This is a genomic window from Gammaproteobacteria bacterium (assembly GCA_030949385.1).
Classification (GTDB): Bacteria; Pseudomonadota; Gammaproteobacteria; order JAUZRS01; family JAUZRS01; genus JAUZRS01.
Window position 1 is genome coordinate 121043 of the sequence record JAUZSP010000009.1, and the last position, 20575, is coordinate 141617.

The window sequence follows — 20575 nt, forward strand, 5'->3', positions numbered from 1 at the left end:
CATGACCTACCTTATTCTGAAAACCCTTGCTAATGGCCGTACCCAACAAATTGAAGTCACTGAAAATACAAACCTTACTGCCCAACAAGGTGCCAACTACACCCTTATCGACGCAGCAACGCAGCAACCGCCGAAAAATTTAAAAATCGTTAAAAAAGGCAATGCCTTAATTATTGAAGAAAATGGCAAAGAACTCGCCAATATTAATGACTTTTTCGCAGAAAACAGCACCGCCACCTTCACCACCGACGGCAGCGTCATGGTCAGCGACGCGGCTCCGGCCAGCATCATCTCCAATCAAAGTCTGCTCGCCGCAGCCATCGGCGACGAAGCCGTTATCTGGTCAGCGGATGCCAGCGGCTCAGAAGGGCTGTTCGGTTTTGATCCCAGTACGTTGGCCATGGCAGGTGGTGCGCTGCTCACCGGCGGCCTCTCATCGGTTAATTTATTCAATCAAGCAGCAGACAACACACCGTTGCTCACACCCAGAGCTCTAACACCCACCCTGACTTTAACCGTGGGTGCCGACATCGCCACCGCCACCGAAGCCACTGCGGGAGCCGTGAGTGTGGTCACCGCAGTGGGTGAAACCATCAGTGTGGTTTTTAGTAACGGCGCGAACAACGTCACAGTCAATCTGGTTGGAGACGGCACAACACAAACCGTTGCCCTAACAGCCATTGATCTAACCACTCTCGGTGATGGCACCATCAGCGTAGATGCCACCAGTACCGATGCGGCCAACCTCATCGCCACAGCCAGCGCCAGTTTTGTTTTGGATACCGTCGCCTCCGTTGCGCCTGACATCAGCGTAACCGCTGCCGATGCCACCGCTGCCGAAGCGCAAGCCGGGGCAGTAACGGTTAACCCCGCTGCTGGTGACACTACCAACGTGATCTTCAGCAATGGCGGCAACAGCGTGACCGTTGCTGTCGCGGGCGATGGCACAGCACAATCCGTTGCCCTGAGTTCAGTGGATCTCACCACTCTGGGTGACGGCACCATCAGCGTTGATGCCACCACCACCGATGCCGCAGGCAATGTTTCTGCTCCCGCAACTCAAACCAGTTTTATATTAGACACCGTAGCTCCTGCCACGCCTGCCTTAATCATTTCCGCTGCCAATGCAGACGCCACCGAAGCCGAAGCCCTTGCCGGAGTAGTCAGCGTTGATCCAGCCTTGGGTGAAACCACCCAAGTGACCTTTACCAACGGCACAGCTCAAATCAACAAAACCGTTATTGGCACAGGTCTGTCTCAAGCCGTCAGTCTAAGTTCTGCAGAACAGGCTACCTTGGGCAATGGCACCATCGACGTCAACAGCGTGACCCTTGATACTGCGGGTAACATCACGATCTCCTCCACATCATCCACCTTTATATTGGATACCGTTGTCCCCACCGCGCCCAGCATCACCTTAAACAGTGACAGCGGCACAGCCGGTGACAGCATCAGTAACGACGGCAGCCTGATTGTCTCTGGTAACGAAGCAAGTGCACTGATCGAATACAGCAGCGATGCAGGTATTACTTGGGCAACCACGTTTACCGCCGTCGAAGGTGTCAACAGCGTCATGGTGCGTCAAACGGATGTGGCCGGTAATATCAGCCCCGCTTCCGCAGCGCTGACCTTTACCTTAGACACTCAAGTCGCCACCCCCAATATCGCCTTGAACAATGACAGCGGCATTGCCGCTGATCTAATCAGTAACGACGGCACTCTGAACGTCACCGGCACCGAAGCCGGTGCTCTGATCGAATACAGCAGCGACGCAGGCAACACCTGGGCAACGATCTTCAGCGCAGTTGAAGGCAGCAACAGTGTCATGGTGCGCCAAACCGACAGCGCCGGTAATGTCAGTACTCCTTCTGCAGAACTGACGTTCACTCTGGATACTCAGGTAACGGCACCCAGCGTTGCTTTGAGCATTGATTCTGGGCTGGCTGGAGACAACCTCAGTAATGACGGCGCTCTGGCACTCACAGGCGTGGAAGCCGGTGCGACAGTGGAATACAGCACCAACGGCATCATCTGGACACCGACGTTCACTGCCGTGGAAGGTCTGAATAACCTTGTCGTACGTCAAACCGATGCTGCCGGTAACGTCAGCGCCCCGTCTGCTGTATTGACCTTTACTCTTGATTCTCAAATTCCTTCCGCACCCAGCGTTTCACTGAATAACGACAGCGGAACGGTCGGTGATGGGATCAGCAACGACGGTTCTATCACTGTTTCTGGTGCAGAAATCGGAGCCGTTGTAGAGTACAGCAGCGATGCTGGAATCACTTGGACAACGGCCTTCACTGCCATTGATGGCATCAACAGTGTGGTGGTGCGTCAAACCGATGCAGCGGGCAATGTGAGCCCCGTCTCTGCACCGCTGGATTTCACTCTGGACAACCTCGCACCTCTGGCACCCAGCCTCGCTTTGAATGTGGATTCTGGGCTGGCCGGTGACGCTCTCACCAATGACGGCACCCTGAACGTCACCGGCACCGAAGCCGGTTCCACAGTGGAGTACAGCACCAACGGCATTACTTGGTCAGCCACTTTCACCGCCATTGAAGGTTTGAATAACGTCGTCGCTCGCCAAGTTGATGCCGCAGGCAATGTCAGCCCCAACTCAGCCGTATTGACCTTCACTCTTGACTCCCAAATTCCCTCAGCACCCAGCGTTTCATTGACTAGCGACAGCGGAGCGGTCGGTGATGGCATCAGCAACGACGGTTCTGTGACGGTTGCTGGTGCTGAACTGGATGCCGTCGTGGAATACAGCATTGATGGCGGCATCACTTGGATCCCCACCTTCAGTGCCATTGAAGGCAATAACTCTGTTCAGGTACGTCAAACCGACGCCGCTGGTAACGTCGGTCTCGCTTCTGCACCGCTCGCCTTCACTCTGAATACCGTTCCATTGGCCGCCCCCAACCTTATTTTGGATGTCGATTCTGGTGCGCTTGCAGATGGCATCACCAACGTCGGTACGATCACAGCCACAGGCACAGATCCAGCAGCCAGCGTCGAATACAGCACCAATGGCATTACTTGGTCACCCATATTCATCGCTGCTGAAGGTTTGAATAACGTCGTCGCTCGCCAAGTTGATCCGGCAGGCAATGTCAGCTCCAATTCAGCCGTATTGACCTTCACCCTCGACACCGCTGCGCCCATCGCTCCCAGCGTCACCTTAAGTGTTGATTCTGGAGCAATTGGTGACGGCATCACCAACGACGGCACCCTCAACGTCACCGGCACCGAAGCCGGTGCTTTGATTGAATACAGCATCGACGGCGTTAACTGGTCACCCACTTTCGCGGCCATTGAAGGCAATAACTCCGTGCAAGTGCGTCAAACCGACGCCGCCGGTAACGTTGGTCTCGCTTCGGCACCGCTGGTCTTCACCCTGAACACCGCTGCACTGGCTGCACCCACGCTGGATTTGGCGGTCGATTCCGGTGCGATTGGTGATCTGATCACCAACGACGGTGCTCTCAATGTGGTCACCGATCCCACCGCCACGCTGGAATACAGCATCGACGGCGGCAACACTTGGACCGCTTCTTTCCTTGCCATTGAAGGTCCAAACAGCGTTCAAGTGCGTCAGACCGATACCTCGGGCAACGTCAGCCTCGCTTCTGCTCCATTGACCTTCACCCTCGACACCGCTGCGCCCATCGCTCCCAACGTCGCCTTAAGTGTTGATTCTGGAGCAATTGGTGACGGCATCACCAACGACGGCACCCTCAACGTCACCGGCACCGAAGCCGGTGCTTTGATTGAATACAGCATCGACGGTGGTGGCCTCTGGACAACCACTTTCGCTGCTCTCGAAGGCAATAACTCCGTGCAAGTGCGTCAAACCGACGCCGCCGGTAACGTTGGTCTCGCTTCTGCACCGCTGGTCTTTACCCTGAACACCGCTGCACTGGCTGCACCCACGCTGGATTTGGCGGTCGATTCCGGTGCAATTGGTGATCTGATCACCAACGACGGTGCTCTCAATGTGGTCGCTGATCCCACCGCCACGCTGGAATACAGCATCGACGGCGGCAACACTTGGACAGCGGCTTTCGCTGCCATTGAAGGCCCAAACAGCGTTCAAGTGCGTCAAACCGACACCTCGGGCAACGTCAGTCTCGCTTCTGCTCCGTTGACCTTCACCCTTGATACCGCTGCACCCATCGCTCCCAACGTCACTTTAAGTGTCGATTCTGGAGCAATCGGCGACGGCATCACCAACGACGGCACTCTCAACGTCACCGGCACCGAAGCCGGTGCTTTGATTGAATACAGCATCGACGGCGTTAACTGGACACCCACGTTTACCGCCATCGAAGGCAATAACTCCGTGCAAGTACGTCAGACCGACGCTGCCGGTAACGTCAGTGTTGCTTCGGCACCGCTGGTCTTCACCCTGAACACCGCTGCACTGGCTGCACCCACGCTGGATTTGGCGGTCGATTCCGGTGCGATTGGTGATCTGATCACCAACGACGGTGCTCTCAATGTGGTCGCTGATCCCACCGCCACAGTGGAATACAGCATCGACGGCGGCAACACTTGGACGGCTTCTTTCCTTGCCGTTGAAGGTCCAAACAGCGTTCAAGTGCGTCAAACCGACACCTCGGGCAACGTCAGTCTCGCTTCTGCTCCGTTGACCTTCACCCTTGATACCGCTGCACCCATCGCTCCCAACGTCACTTTAAGTGTCGATTCTGGAGCAATCGGCGACGGCATCACCAACGACGGCACTCTCAACGTCACCGGCACCGAAGCCGGTGCTTTGATTGAATACAGCATCGACGGCGTTAACTGGACACCCACGTTTACCGCCATCGAAGGCAATAACTCCGTGCAAGTACGTCAGACCGACGCTGCCGGTAACGTCAGTGTTGCTTCGGCACCGCTGGTCTTCACCCTGAACACCGCTGCACTGGCTGCACCCACGCTGGATTTGGCGGTCGATTCCGGTGCGATTGGTGATCTGATCACCAACGACGGTGCTCTCAATGTGGTCGCTGATCCCACCGCCACAGTGGAATACAGCATCGACGGCGGCAACACTTGGACGGCTTCTTTCCTTGCCGTTGAAGGTCCAAACAGCGTTCAAGTGCGTCAGACCGATACCTCGGGTAACGTCAGTGCCAACTCCTCTGTATTGACCTTCACCCTCGACACCGCCGCTGCCGCACCCACAGTGGCTCTGACCAACGACACCGGCACCGCCGCTGACTTGATCAGCAGCGACGGGGCATTAACGGTCGTAGGTGAAACCGGTGCGCTGATCGAATACAGCCTCGACAACGGCACCAACTGGACAACCACCTTCACTGCAACCGAAGGCGCCAACTCCGTCATCGTGCGTCAGACCGATGTGGCTGGTAACGTCAGTCCCGCTTCTGCGGCCTTTGACTTCACCCTCGACACCACCGCCGCTGCCGCACCCACCGTGGCTCTGACCAACGACACCGGCACCGCCGCTGACTTGATCAGCAGCGACGGGGCATTAACGGTCGTAGCTGAAACCGGTGCCTTGATCGAATACAGCCTCGACAACGGCACCAACTGGACAACCACCTTCACCGCTGCCGAAGGCGCCAACTCCGTCATCGTGCGTCAAACCGACGTCGCCGGTAACGTCAGTGCCGCTTCTGCGGCCTTTGACTTCACGCTGAGCACCGCCGCTGCCGCACCCACAATCTCCTTGACCAACGACACCGGCACCGCCGGAGACTTGATCAGCAACGACGGGGCATTAACGGTCGTAGGTGAAACCGGTGCGCTGATCGAATACAGCCTCGACAACGGCACCAACTGGACAACCACCTTCACTGCAACCGAAGGCGCCAACTCCGTCATCGTGCGTCAGACCGATGTGGCTGGTAACGTCAGTCCCGCTTCTGCGGCCTTTGACTTCACCCTCGACACCGTGGCTGCCGCACCCACAATCTCCTTGACCAACGACACCGGCACCGCCGGAGACTTGATCAGCAGCGACGGGGCATTAACGGTCATAGGTGAAACCGGCGCCTTGATTGAATACAGCATCGACGCAGGCACCACCTGGACAACCACCTTCACCGCAACCGAAGGCGCCAACAGCGTCATCGTGCGTCAGACCGATGTGGCCGGTAACGTCAGTGCCGCTTCTGCGGCTCTGACCTTCACCCTCGACACCGTGGCTGCCGCGCCCACCGTAGCACTGACCAACGACACCGGCACCGCCGCTGACTTGATCAGCAGCGACGGGGCATTAACGGTCGTAGGTGAAACCGGCGCCTTGATTGAATACAGCATCGACAACGGCACCATCTGGACAACCACCTTCACCGCAACCGAAGGTGCCAACAGCGTCATCGTTCGTCAAACCGATGTCGCCGGTAACGTCAGTGCCGCTTCTGCGGCTCTGACCTTCACCCTCGACACCGTAGCTGCCGCACCCACCGTAGCCCTGACCAACGACACCGGCACCGCCGCTGATCTGATCAGCAACGACGGCGCTCTGACCGTTGCCGCTGAAGCCGGTGCTCTGATCGAATACAGCATCGACAACGGCACCATCTGGACAACCACCTTCACCGCTGCCGAAGGCGCCAACTCCGTCATCGTGCGTCAGACCGATGTGGCCGGTAACGTCAGCGCCGCTTCTGCGGCTCTGACCTTCACCCTCGACACCGTGGCTGCCGCACCCACAATCTCCTTGACCAACGACACCGGCACCGCCGGAGACTTGATCAGCAGCGACGGCGCTCTGACCGTTACCGCTGAAACCGGTGCGCTGATTGAATACAGCATCGACAACGGCACCATCTGGACAACCACCTTCACCGCAACCGAAGGCGCCAACAGCGTCATCGTGCGTCAAACCGATGTGGCCGGTAACGTCAGCGCCGCTTCTGCGGCTCTGACCTTCACCCTCGACACCGTGGCTGCCGCACCCACAATCTCCTTGACCAACGACACCGGCATTGCCGGAGACTTGATCAGCAACGACGGCGCTCTGACCGTTACCGCTGAAACCGGTGCCTTGATTGAATACAGCATCGACAACGGCACCACCTGGACAACCACCTTCACCGCTGCCGAAGGCGCCAACTCCGTCATCGTGCGTCAAACCGACGTCGCTGGTAACGTCAGCGCCGCTTCTGCGGCTCTGACCTTCACCCTCGACACCGTGGCTGCCGCACCCACCGTAGCCCTGACCAACGACACCGGCACCGCCGCTGATCTGATCAGCAACGACGGCGCTCTGACCGTCGTAGGTGAAACCGGTGCGCTGATTGAATACAGCATCGACAACGGCACCATCTGGACAACCACCTTCACCGCAACCGAAGGCGCCAACAGCGTCATCGTGCGTCAAACCGATGTGGCCGGTAACGTCAGCGCCGCTTCTGCGGCTCTGACCTTCACCCTCGACACCGTGGCTGCCGCACCCACAATCTCCTTGACCAACGACACCGGCATTGCCGGAGACTTGATCAGCAACGACGGCGCTCTGACCGTTACCGCTGAAACCGGTGCCTTGATTGAATACAGCATCGACAACGGCACCACCTGGACAACCACCTTCACCGCTGCCGAAGGCGCCAACTCCGTCATCGTGCGTCAAACCGACGTCGCTGGTAACGTCAGCGCCGCTTCTGCGGCTCTGACCTTCACCCTCGACACCGTGGCTGCCGCACCCACCGTAGCCCTGACCAACGACACCGGCACCGCCGCTGATCTGATCAGCAACGACGGCGCTCTGACCGTCGTAGCTGAAACCGGTGCCTTGATTGAATACAGCATCGACAACGGCACCACCTGGACAACCACCTTCACCGCTGCCGAAGGTGCCAACTCCGTCATCGTGCGTCAAACCGATGTCGCTGGTAACATCAGTCCCGCTTCTGCGGCTCTGACCTTCACCCTCGACACCGTGGCTGCCGCACCCACAATCTCCTTGACCAACGACACCGGCATTGCCGGAGACTTGATCAGCAACGACGGCGCTCTGACCGTTACCGCTGAAACCGGTGCGCTGATTGAATACAGCATCGACAACGGCACCATCTGGACAACCACCTTCACCGCTGCCGAAGGTGCCAACTCCGTCATCGTGCGTCAGACCGATGTCGCTGGTAACATCAGTCCCGCTTCTGCGGCTCTGACCTTCACCCTCGACACCGTGGCTGCCGCACCCACAATCTCCTTGACCAACGACACCGGCATTGCCGGAGACTTGATCAGCAGCGACGGCGCTCTGACCGTTACCGCTGAAACCGGTGCGCTGATTGAATACAGCATCGACAACGGCACCATCTGGACAACCACCTTCACCGCAACCGAAGGCGCCAACAGCGTCATCGTGCGTCAAACCGATGTCGCCGGTAACGTCAGCGCCGCTTCTGCGGCTCTGACCTTCACCCTCGACACCGTGGCTGCCGCACCCACAATCTCCTTGACCAACGACACCGGCACCGCCGGAGACTTGATCAGCAGCGACGGGGCATTAACGGTCGTAGGTGAAACCGGTGCCTTGATTGAATACAGCATCGACGCAGGCACCACCTGGACAACCACCTTCACCGCAACCGAAGGCGCCAACAGCGTCATCGTGCGTCAAACCGATGTGGCCGGTAACGTCAGTGCCGCTTCTGCGGCCTCTGACCTTCACCCTCGACACCGTCGCTGCCGCGCCCACCGTAGCACTGACCAACGACACCGGCACCGCCGCTGACTTGATCAGCAACGACGGGGCATTAACGGTCGTAGGTGAAACCGGTGCCTTGATTGAATACAGCATCGACGCGGGCACAACCTGGGCAACCACCTTCACCGCAACCGAAGGCGCTAACTCCGTCATCGTTCGTCAGACCGATGTGGCTGGTAACGTCAGTGCCGCTTCTGCGGCTCTGGCCTTCACCCTCGACACTGTGGCTCCAACCGCATCCATCGTAAACGTAGTCGCTGGTGCTGACTTCGCTACCGCAGCCGAAGCCGCAGCCGGTGCCATCGAGTTCATCGCTCTCAGCGGTGAAACCGTTGTCATTAGCTTCTCGGATGGGATCAACCCAGCCATCACCAAAACCTTCACCGCTACCGGACAACTACAAACGGTGGCTCTGACCACAGCCGATGTAGCCAACTTGGCCGATGGCACCATCAGCGTAGATGCCAGCATCAGCGATCTGGCAGGCAACGTCTCCACCAGCAGCACCACCTTTACCTTGGATGCCACCGTTGCCACCACCCCCGTACTGACTGCGGTTGCAGGTGCTGATATTGCCACCGCCGACGAGGCGCTAACAGGAGCCATTACCATCTCGCCTGCCACGGGGGAAACCACCGCCGTGGTCTTTACTGGCACCGCTGGCAGCGTTACGGTCTCGGTGGTTGGCGACGGTACCGCACAGGCTGTCCAGCTCAGCACCGCTGATCTGACCACCCTCGGTGAAGGTGCTATTACGGTTGATGCCACCTCCACCGACACGGCTGGCAATGTCTCGGCTGCTGCGACCCAAGTCAGCTTTACTCTGGACACGGTCACCCCAACCGCCGCAACCGTGACCATCGCCCCGGCCAACCTCAATGCCACAGCGGCTGAAGCCACTGCCGGAGCCGTTGAAGTGACCATCCCAGTGGGCGAAACCAGCACCGTGACCTTTACCGGTGCCGCTGGCACTGTGACCTTTAATAACGTCACGGGGGCGGCGCAGATTTTGGCTCTGACGGCTGCGGATCTAATCACCTTGGGCGACGGCAGCATCAATGTCGAAGCCAGCATCAGCGATGCGGCGGGCAACATTGCCACCACCACGGCAGCGTTTATTTTGGATACCACCGTACCCGATGCCCCAACCTTGACCCTTGCGGCGGATGCGGATCTGGCCACAGCGCTTGAGGCTGAAAGTGCCATCAGTATTTCGCCGCTGAGTGGCGAAACCACCACAGTGACCTTCTCCAACGGTGCCAACCTCATTTTCAAAACCGTCAGCGGTACCGGTACCGCACAGACGGTGGCCTTAACCGCAGCGGAGGTGGCCACCTTGGGCGCAGGCACCATCTATGTAAACGCGCAGACCACCGATGCGGCGGGCAATGTGTCCACCACAGCCCAAACCAGCTTTGTGGTTGATGACGTTGCGCCGACCGTCGCATCGGTCACTCCTGTGGACAACGCCACCGCCGTGGCCGTGACCGACAACATTGTCATTACCCTGTCGGAAAATGTGCAGGCAGGAACAGGCAATTTTGTGATCGATAACGGCGCGGGGGATGTTCGTACTATTGATGTCAACGACGCTACTCAGGTGACCATCCTGAACGATATGGTGACCATTAACCCAACCGGTGATTTGATCGGAACGTCCAACTACAACGTCACTTATGCAGCTGGGGTCTTGAGCGATCTCTCAGGCAATGCTCTGGCGGCACAAACAGATCCAACCTTGCAAAACTTCACCACAGCAGTTGATCCGACGGTTGATTCTAGCGTGGTCATTTTTGACTTAGTCAATGGGGTTAGCTCGGATCACTCAGGTCGAGTCTTCGACGCCAACATCACCTACACCATCTATGTGGTCGTCGATCCTGCCAATAGCACACTGAACGCTGCACCAGCAGCAGGTTCAGCCAACACTTTTGGAGCTTGGACAAATGCTAGCAACTTGGGTGCGGATGACAACATCATCTTCACCACCAGTACCGGTAGCATCGCAGGCGCTCTGGGCGGCACGGCAACGGTGGCGCAACCTGCCGCTGTGACCAACACCCTAGCCAATGCCAGCTACGCTTGGACGGGAACAACCATCAATGCGGTAGCGGCAGGCATTACCGAGCTGGGTCTCTTCACCCGCAATACCGCCTTAGGTTCAGCAAGCAACGATCTCTGGAGTGGCAGCTGGTTGGCTCTCGGTGACGGTGCTGATCTCAGTGGCCTTGTACAAGCCATGCCTGCCGGTCTGCTGACCAGCCAAGGTTTGGCGTAACGCAAACAGCGCCTTTTTTTATCCACATCTGACCTGCGGTTTATGCCGCACGTTGGCTTCAGCTTTACGGTCAGGTTTTAATCTGACCGTGAGCTTAAGATTCTACTCAGCAACAAAACAAATGGATGTGACCTTCAAGATGGAGCTTGAAATCATGACAGATCTGATTCTTCAGACCCTCGTCAACGACCCAATCAAACACCTCAGCGCACGCATGGGGTTTTCCCCTGATATGCAAGCCGGTATCCGCCGCCCCCCTTTCACCCTTTCCAACCGATCACCGCCACCTTAACTTTCTATTCCTAGAAATTAAGATTTTAATATGATGTTTTGCTTAGTCTGTCCATCGTTACAACAAGCAAATGGACCTTACCCTAGAAACGGAGTTTTCCCTTATGACTTACCTGATTCTTCAGACCCTCGCCAATGGCCGTACCAAACACATCGAAGTCACCGCAGAGCTGGTTATTGACGCTCAGCAAGGTGCCAACTACACCCTGATTGATTCTGAAACCCAACAACCGCCAAAAAATTTAAAAATCATTAAAAAAGGCAGCGTGCTGGTCATTGAAGATGATGGCAAAGAGCTTGCCAGTATCGACAACTTCTTCGACGAAAACAGCAACGCCACCTTCACCACCGACGGCAGCGTCATGGTCAGCGACGCGGCTCCGGCCAGCATTATCTCCAACCAAAGTGTGCTGGCTGCCGCCATCGGCGACGAAGCCGTTATCTGGTCAGCGGATGCCAGCGGCTCAGAAGGCCTGTTCGGTTTTGATCCCAGCACGCTGGCCATGGCGGGCGGTGCGCTGCTCACCGGTGGCCTCTCATCGGTCAACCTCTTCAGTCAAGCGGCAGACAACGCGCCGTTGCTCACACCCAGAGCACTGACACCCACCCTGACTTTGACCGTTGATGCCGACATCGCCACCGCCGCTGAGGCCACCGCAGGTGCGATTAATGTGGCCACCGCCATCGGTGAAACCATCGCCGTAGCTTTCAGCAACGGTGCCAATGTCGTTACGGTCAATTTGACCGGAGATGGCACTGTACAAGTGGCTGCTCTGAGTGCCGCTGATTTGATCACCCTTGGTGATGGCACCATCACCGTTGATGCCACCAGCACCGATGCACTGGGAGTCACAGCTACCGCAACCACCAGTTTTGTTTTGGATACCGTCGCTTCTGCTGCTCCCAATATTGTTGTCGCCGCCGCTGCAACCAACGCCACCGAAGGTGAAGCGATTGCTGGGGCGGTCACCGTTGATCCTGCCGTCGGTGACAGCACCGATGTGGTCTTCACTGGTGTTAACGGCAGCGTTACCGTTACGGTCGCTGGCACAGGTGCAGCGCAGTCCGTTGCCTTAACCGCCGCAGATGTAACCGCCCTCGGTGACGGAGCCGTCACCGTTGATGCCACCACTACGGATGCCGCCGGCAATGTCTCAGCTGCCGCCGCTCAAGGCAGCTTTGTCTTAGACACCGTGGCTCCAACAGCACCCACATTAATCATTTCTGCTGCTAATTCCCTTGCCAGCACCAATGAAGCCCTCGCTGGCGTACTGGACGTTTCACCCGCGCTGGGTGAGACCACTCAGGTTACTTTCACCAATGCCATTGGCACTTCTGTCAACGTCACCATCGTTGGCAACGGCAGCGCACAACCTGCGCTTCTAACCGCAGCCGACCTAACCACCCTTGGCGACGGTACAATTGACGTGAACGCCGTGACTCTGGATGTCGCAGGCAACGTGACTACCGCTTTAGCTTCGACTTCTTTTGTTTTAGATACCTTAGCGCCCGCCACCCCTGTAATTGCCTTAACCACCGATTCCGCTCTGGCCGACGGCATCACCAATGTGGGTACGCTCACCACCACCGGTGCCGAAGCCAATGGTCTGGTGGAATACAGCATTGATGGCGGTGCAACTTGGGCAGCAACGTTCCTTGCAAGCGAAGGCGCTAACAGCGTTATGGTTCGTCAAACCGACGAAGCCGGTAACGTCAGCCCCGCTTCTGCCGCGCTCGACTTTACTTTGGATACTGCCGCTCTTGCGCCCACCGTGGCACTGACTAATGACACTGGCCTGCTTGGCACCGACAACATCAGCAGCGATGCCGCCCTCACTCTTGGCGGAGTCGAAGCCGGTGCTCTGGTGGAATACAGCATTGATAACGGCACCACTTGGGCAACTACCTTCACCGCTGCCGAAGGTGCAAACAGCGTTCAAGTGCGTCAAACCGACGAAGCCGGTAACGTCAGTCCTGCTTCCGCTGCCCTTACCTTCACTCTGGATACAGTTGCTCCTGTTGCAGCCCCCAGCATTGCACTTACCAATGACACCGCTACTGCCGCTGATGGCATCACCAGCGATGGTGCTTTGACCACCACTGGTGCTGAAGCTGGCGCTCTGGTGGAATACAGCATTGATGGTGGCACCACTTGGGCAACCACCTTCAGCGCTGCCGAAGGTGCTAACAGCGTCATGGTGCGTCAAACCGATGTCGCCGGTAATGTCAGTCCCACTTCTGCTGCGCTGACCTTTACTCTGGATACCATTGTTGCGGCTCCAACCATTGTTCTCACCAATGACTCTGGATTACTGGCAACTGATGGCATCACCAACAGCGGCACTCTGTCTCTCAGCGGTGCTGAGGCCGGTGCTGTCGTCGAATACAGCATCGACGGTGGCACAACCTGGAATGGCGCTTTCACCGCCGTCGAAGGTGCTAACAGCGTTCAAGTGCGTCAGACCGATGTGGCCGGTAACATCAGCGCCGCTTCCGCTGCTCTGACCTTTACCTTGGATACGGTTGCTCCCGTTGCCGCTCCCACCATTACGCTTACCAATGACACCGGTCTGGCCGCTGCGGACAGCATCACCAATGACGGTGCCTTGACTACCACAGGTGCTGAAGCCAATGCGCTGGTGGAATACAGCATCGACGGTGGTACCACTTGGGCAGCCACATTCACTGCTGCCGAAGGCGCTAACAGCGTCATGGTGCGTCAAACCGATGTTGCCGGTAACGTCAGTCCTGCGTCTGCTGCCTTAACCTTTACTCTGGATACCGCAGCTCCCGCCACACCGGTAATCGCCCTAACCACCGATTCTGCCATTGCCACAGACAACACCAGCAACGTCGGCACGCTCACCACCACCGGCGCTGAAGCCGGTGCTCTGGTGGAATACAGTGTTGATGCGGGTGTCACTTGGACAGCCACTTTTACCGCTGCCGAAGGTGCCAACAGCGTTATGGTTCGTCAAACCGACGTTGCCGGTAACGTCAGTGCCCCTTCTGCGGCGCTCGACTTTACTTTAGACACTGCGGCTCTTGCACCCACTGTGGCGCTGACTAATGACACCGGTCTAGTTGCTGGCGACAACATCACCAGTGACGCTGCTCTGACCTTCACCGGAGTTGAAACCGGTGCTCTGCTGGAATACAGCACTGATGCTGGCACCACTTGGACAACCACCTTTACCGCTGCCGAAGGGGCTAACAGCGTCATGGTGCGTCAAACCGATGTGGCCGGTAACGTCAGTGCTGCTTCTGCGGCATTGGCCTTCACCCTCGATACCGCCGCTCCCGCCACTCCAGCTATCGCCCTCACCAGCGACACCGGTATTTCTGCTGCCGACGGCATCACCAACAACGGCGCCTTAACCACTACTGGTGCTGAAGCCGGTGCTCTGGTGGAGTACAGCGTCGATGCTGGCACCACTTGGGCAACCACCTTCAGCGCTGCCGAAGGTGCTAACAGCGTTATGGTGCGTCAGACCGACGTCGCCGGTAACGTCAGTGCCGCTTCTGCGGCCTTTGACTTTACTCTGGATACCGCAGTGACTGCACCCACCGTGGCACTTAGCAACGATACGGGTATCCTTGGCACCGACAGCATCAGCAGCAATGGTGCTTTGACGGTCTCTGGTACTGAGCTGAATGCTTTGGTCGAATACAGCATTGATGCGGGCACCACTTGGACCACCACTTTCACCGCTGCTGAAGGTGCTAACAGTGTGATGGTTCGTCAGACCGACGAAGCTGGTAACGTCAGCGCTGCTTCTGCTGCGCTTGCTTTTACCTTAGACACCGTCATTCCTCTGGCTCCGACAGTTGCTCTCAACAACGACACCGGTACCGCTGCTGATCTGATCAGCAACGATGGCACACTGAATGTGGGCGCTGAAGTCGGTTCCTTAGTGGAATACAGCATCGACGCTGGCACCACTTGGACCACCAGCTTCAGCGCTGCTGAAGGTGCTAACAGTGTGATGGTTCGTCAAACCGACGCCGCCGGTAACGTCAGCCCCGCTTCTGCGGCCTTTGACTTCACTTTGGATACAGCTGTTGCTGCTCCTACCGTTGTCCTGAATTTTGACAGCGCCGCAGTCGGTGATGGCATCACCAACGACGGTGCCATCATCGTCACCGGCAACGAAGCCGGTGCTCTGGTGGAGTACAGCATTGATGCTGGCTTAAATTGGACAACCACCTTCACTGCCGCTGAAGGGGCTAACAGCGTTATGGTGCGTCAAACCGACAGCGCCGGTAACGTCAGTGCCCCTTCTGCTGCACTGAGCTTTACTTTGGACACTGCCGCTGCGACACCCAGCATTGCCCTAAGCAACGACACTGGTACCGCTGGCGACAACATCACCAGCGACGGCGCTCTGACCGTTACCGGTGGTGAAGCCGGTGCGCTGATCGAATACAGCATTGACGCGGGCACAACGTGGGCAACCACCTTTACCGCTGCCGAAGGGGCGAACAGCGTCATGGTGCGTCAGACCGACGTAGCCGGTAACGTCAGTGCCGCCTCTGCTGCATTGAACTTCACCCTTAACACCGTTGCAGGCGCGCCCAGCGTCACTCTGGCCAACGACACCGCCATCGTTGGTGACAACATCACCAGCGACGGTGCTTTGACGGTTGCAGGCACCAGTGCAGGTGCGCTGATCGAGTACAGCCTTGATAATGGCGTTACTTGGACAGGCACCTTTACCGCTGCCGAAGGGGCGAACAGCGTTATCGTTCGTCAAACCGACGTAGCGGGTAATGTCAGCGCCTCTTCTGCGCCACTGGCCTTCACCCTCGATACCGCAGCGGCTGCACCCACTGTGGCACTGACCAACGACACCGCATTGGCTGACAACATCAGCAGCGACGGCGCTCTGACCGTCTCTGGTGCTGAAGCCGGTGCTTTAGTCGAGTACAGCATTGATAACGGTACCACTTGGACAACCACCTTCACCGCAACCGAAGGTGCTAACAGCGTTCAAGTGCGTCAGACCGATGTCGCCGGTAATGTCAGTGCGGCCTCTGCTGCTTTGGCCTTTACCTTAGACACTCAAGTGGCTGCACCCAGTCTGGCGCTCAGCGTTAATTCTGGTGTTGCGGGTGATGCCATCTCCAACGACGGTGCTCTGGCGGTCACGGGTGCTGAAGTCGGTGCTCTGGTCGAATACAGCATTGATGCAGGCACCACTTGGGCAACCACCTTCACCGCAACCGAAGGTGCTAACAGCGTCATCGCTCGCCAAACAGACGTTGCCGGTAACGTCAGCGTTGCTTCCGCTGCACTCGACTTCACCTTAGACACCACCGTTACAGCTCCCGTCGTCGCTTTGAACAACGACACCGGTACCGCTGGTGACAACATCACCAGCGACGGTGCTCTACTCATCACCGGCACCGAAGTCGGCGCGTTGATTGAATACAGCATTGATGCAGGCACAACTTGGACTGCCAGCTTCACCGCCGTCGAAGGTGCCAACAGCGTTTTGGTTCGCCAAACGGATGTGGCGGGTAATATCAGCACCGCTTCGCAGCTCGATTTTACCCTCAACACCACCATTCCTGGCACACTCAGTCTCGCGTTAAGCGTTGATTCAGGTCTTGCTGCTGACAACGTCTCTAACGACGGCACCCTGACCGTAACCGGCGCAATTGCCGGTAACACGGTGCAGTACAGCACCGACGCTGGCCTTAATTGGACCACTGCGTTCACACCAGCCGAAGGAGCCAACAGCGTCATCGCTCGTCAAACCGACGCAGCCGGTAACGTCAGTGCAGCCTCCACGCCTCTGGCCTTTACCTTTGATACCACCGTAGTTGCTCCAACGGTCAGCTTGACTAACGACACCGGCGCGCTTGGTACCGACAACATCAGCAACGACGGTGCTCTGACCGTAGCCGCTGAAGCCGGTGCGCTGGTGGAATACAGCATTGATGCAGGTCTGAACTGGACTGCTGGTTTCACTGCGGTCGAAGGTGCTAACAGTGTCATGGTTCGCCAAACCGATGTGGCCGGTAACGTCAGTGCGGCCTCTGCTGCACTGGACTTCACTCTGGATACCGTGGCTCCCACGGCACCCACTGCGAATGTCTCGGCCACCAACGCCATCGCTACAGCCGCTGAAGCCACTCTGGGTGCAGTAGAGGTTACTGCTCTGGCAGGCGACACCGTCGTTGTTACCTTCAGCGACGGAGTAACCAGCATTCCGGTCACCGTTATCGGTACTGGGGCTGCCCAAGCCGTCGCTCTGAGCGCCGCTGAAATTGCCAGCTTAGTGGATGGCACCATCAACATCAGCGCGGTCACCACCGACGTGGCGGGCAACACCTCAACGGCAGCCCTCGCCAGCTTCGTACTGGATACCGCTGCGGCCAGCACTCCCATCTTAACCGTCTCGACGGCAACGGCCTTAGCAACGGCTGCTGAAGCCATTGCCGGTGCGGTCACCATTGACCCAGCTGTCGGTGAAACCAGTGTGGTCTTCTTCAGTAACGGACCCAACATCATCACCAAAACCGTCATTGGTGATGGCACAGCTCAAGTTGTCACCCTGACCGCTGCTGAAGTCGCCACCTTAGGTGATGGCATTATCTACCTCAGTGCATCGAACTCCGATCTGGCAGGCAACTACAGCACTTCTGCAACCACCAGCTTTACCTTGGATACCGTGGCTCCCAATGCACCGACCCTAACCCCCGTCGCTGGTGCCGATCTGGCCACCGCAGCCGAAGCCTCTGCCGGAGCCGTAACGGTCAACCCAGCCGCAGGTGAAACCGCTGCTGTGATCTTCACTGGTGTTGCTGGCAGCGTAACCGTAACCGTCATCGGCGACGGCACAGCCCAAGCGGTGACTCTGACCGCTGCGAACCTGGTCACACTCGGCGATGGCACCATCACCGTTGATGCGACCAATATTGATGCCGCTGGCAATGTCTCAGCAGCAGCGCCCCAAAGCAGTTTTGTGCTGGATACTCTTGCGCCTAATGTGCCTACGGTAACGGTGCTGCCGGGTGCAGACATCTCCACCTCCGCCGAAGCCCAAGCGGGTTCAGTCGAAGTGCTCGCCGCCACAGGCGATGTGGTTGACATCACCTTCACGGACATCAACAACGTTCAGGTGGTCAAACAGATCACTGGTAACGCCACAGGTACCGCACAGGTGATCGCTCTGACCGCTGCCGAATTGGGCGGATTAGCCGACGGTACCATCACCGTCAGCTCAACCACCACGGATCTGGCCGGTAATGTCTCCAGCGCGAGCAACAGCTTTATCCTCAGCACCGTGGCTCCCACCGCACCGGTTATCACTTTGGTTGCAGGGGCTGATTTCGCCACCGCCGCTGAAGCAAGCGCCGGTGCAATCACAGTCTCACCCATCACAGGTGAAACCACCGATGTGGTCTTTAGCAACGGTGTTAACAGCGTCACCGTCAGCATCATCGGCGATGGCACAGCACAAGCGGTGACACTCACCGCTGCCGAGCAAACTCTGTTGGCCGATGGCACCATTACCGTTGATGCCACCAGCACCAACGCAGCCGGTACGGTCTCCGCTGCTGCAACTCAAAGCAGCTTTGTTTTGGATACGGTGGCTCCCAATGCACCGACTCTGACCGTTGCTGCGGGTGCCACCATCGCTACCGCTGCTGAAGCAACGGCTGGCGCAGTCACCGTCGCACCGCTCACCGGTGAAAGCACCGATGTGGTCTTTACCGGCACCGTTGGCAGCGTCACCGTTACCATTACCGGTGACGGCACCACTCAAGCGGTCGTGCTCAGCGCGGCGGATCAAGCCACACTGGGTGACGGCATCATTACCGTCGATGCCACCACCAGCGACCAAGCGGGTAACGTCTCTGTTGCAGCCGCCCAAGCCAGCTTTACCTTGGATACGGCAGCGCCTGCGGCACCGACTCTGACTCTGGTTGCCGGTGCTGACTTTGCTACCGCTGCTGAAGCCTCAGCAGGAGCAGCCGAACTAACTGCGACGACTGGCGAAGTGGTTACAGTGACCTTCACCGGTGCTCTTGGTGCGGTGACACAAACCATCACCGCCACTGGCACAGCACAAGCGCTGACGCTCACGGCAGCGGAACTGCTTGTCCTCGGTGATGGGGCGGTCAGTGTTGACGCCAGCATCACTGATACCGCAGGCAACGTCTCCAGCGCAGCCACCAGCTTCCTCTTGGATACGGTGGTTGCAACCACTCCGATCTTCACCGTGGTCGCGGGGGCTGATCTTGCCACCGCTGCCGAAGCCTCTGCCGGAGCCATCAGCATTGCTCCAGCCGCAGGTGAAAGCACCGATGTGGTCTTCAGCAACGCCGTCAATGGCACCAGTGTCACCGTCACCGTGGTCGGTGATGGCACCGCTCAAGCGGTTGCCCTCAGCGCTGCGGATCTGGTCACGCTTGGTGATGGCACCATTAGCGTTGATGCAGTAAGCACCGACACCGCAGGCAATGTTTCCGCAGCAGCCGTTCAAAGCAGCTTTGTTTTGGATACCGTCGGGCCTGCCGCTCCCACGGTTGCAGTCACACCAGCGGGTAGCATTGCAACGGCTGTTGAAGCCGCAGCAGGTGCTATCGAAGTCACCGCCGCAGTCGGTGAAGTGACCAGCGTGGTCTTTACCGGCACACTGGGTACGGTAACCATCCTTGTAACGGGTACTGGCGCAGCGCAAGCGGTTGCCCTCAGCGCTGCGGATCTGGTCACCCTCGGTGATGGCGCTGTCACCGTTGATGCCAGCAACAGCGATCTGGCAGGCAATCTGGCCACCAGCAGCTCCAGCTTTACTCTGGATACACTGGCGGCGGCAACACCGATCCTGACCATCACCGATGCTAATACCACCTCAGCGGTTGCCGCTGGGACGGTCAGCATTGCGCCAGCGGTGGGTGAAACCACCACGGTGATTTTCACCAACGGTTCCAATGCGATCAACACCACGGTGATTAAAATCATCATTGGCACCGGTGCCGCACAAACGGTCACCTTGACCGCAGCGGATCTCACCACTTTGGGCGAAGGCACCATCTTCCTCAATGCCTTAAGCACCGATCTGGCGGGCAACGTCAGCGCTCACAGCAACCAGCAACTTCATCATTGATGACACCGCGCCATCGGTTACCGCCGTCACCCCAGCGGACAACGCCATCGGGGTACTGGTCACTGATAACATCGTCATCACCCTGTCAGAGACGGTACAGGCGGGTACGGGTAGCTTTACCATCGACAACGGCGCAGGCGATGTTCGGCTGATTGATGTCAACGACGCCACTCAGGTCACCGTCACCGGTAA

At 57.9% G+C, this 20575-nt stretch carries 5 protein-coding genes; 4 read left to right on the forward strand and 1 reads right to left on the reverse strand.

Annotated elements, in window-relative coordinates; all coding sequences use genetic code 11:
- The first annotated feature begins 1 nt into the window (after nucleotide 1).
- The 4 genes from Q9O24_13120 to Q9O24_13135 all read left to right on the forward strand — a co-directional run bounded on the left by Q9O24_13120 (nucleotide 2) and on the right by Q9O24_13135 (nucleotide 20383).
- Nucleotides 2-8722 (forward strand): Ig-like domain repeat protein, encoded by an 8721-nt coding sequence (locus tag Q9O24_13120; GenBank protein MDQ7076054.1) that lies wholly within the window; start codon nucleotides 2-4, stop codon nucleotides 8720-8722.
- Nucleotides 8631-10973, forward strand: a complete 2343-nt coding sequence (locus Q9O24_13125) for an Ig-like domain-containing protein (GenBank protein ID MDQ7076055.1) — start codon at nucleotides 8631-8633, stop codon at nucleotides 10971-10973. Before Q9O24_13120 ends, Q9O24_13125 begins: the two co-directional genes overlap by 92 nt.
- A gap of 154 nt (nucleotides 10974-11127) precedes the next feature.
- On the forward strand, nucleotides 11128-11265 hold the full coding sequence (locus Q9O24_13130) for a hypothetical protein (GenBank protein ID MDQ7076056.1): 138 nt from the start codon (nucleotides 11128-11130) through the stop codon (nucleotides 11263-11265).
- Nucleotides 11266-11368: 103 nt separating this feature from the next.
- Complete coding sequence (locus Q9O24_13135; GenBank protein ID MDQ7076057.1) at nucleotides 11369-20383, forward strand: Ig-like domain-containing protein; 9015 nt, start codon at nucleotides 11369-11371, stop codon at nucleotides 20381-20383.
- On the opposite strand, the gene Q9O24_13140 is transcribed toward Q9O24_13135, so the two are convergent.
- Nucleotides 20324-20554 carry a hypothetical protein gene (locus Q9O24_13140; GenBank protein MDQ7076058.1) on the reverse strand — a complete coding sequence of 77 codons (231 nt, stop codon included), beginning with the start codon at nucleotides 20552-20554 and terminating at the stop codon, nucleotides 20324-20326. The two genes, Q9O24_13135 and Q9O24_13140, sit on opposite strands and share 60 nt — an antisense overlap.
- Nucleotides 20555-20575 lie beyond the last annotated feature (21 nt).

Bases quoted from the DNA above. Each gene is read 5' to 3' on its own strand.
- Q9O24_13120 (MDQ7076054.1), top strand. From the start codon at position 2: ATGACCTACCTTATTCTGAAAACCCTTGCTAATGGCCGTACCCAACAA.
- Q9O24_13130 (MDQ7076056.1), top strand. From the start codon at position 11,128: ATGACAGATCTGATTCTTCAGACCCTCGTCAACGACCCAATCAAACAC.
- Q9O24_13135 (MDQ7076057.1), top strand. From the start codon at position 11,369: ATGACTTACCTGATTCTTCAGACCCTCGCCAATGGCCGTACCAAACAC.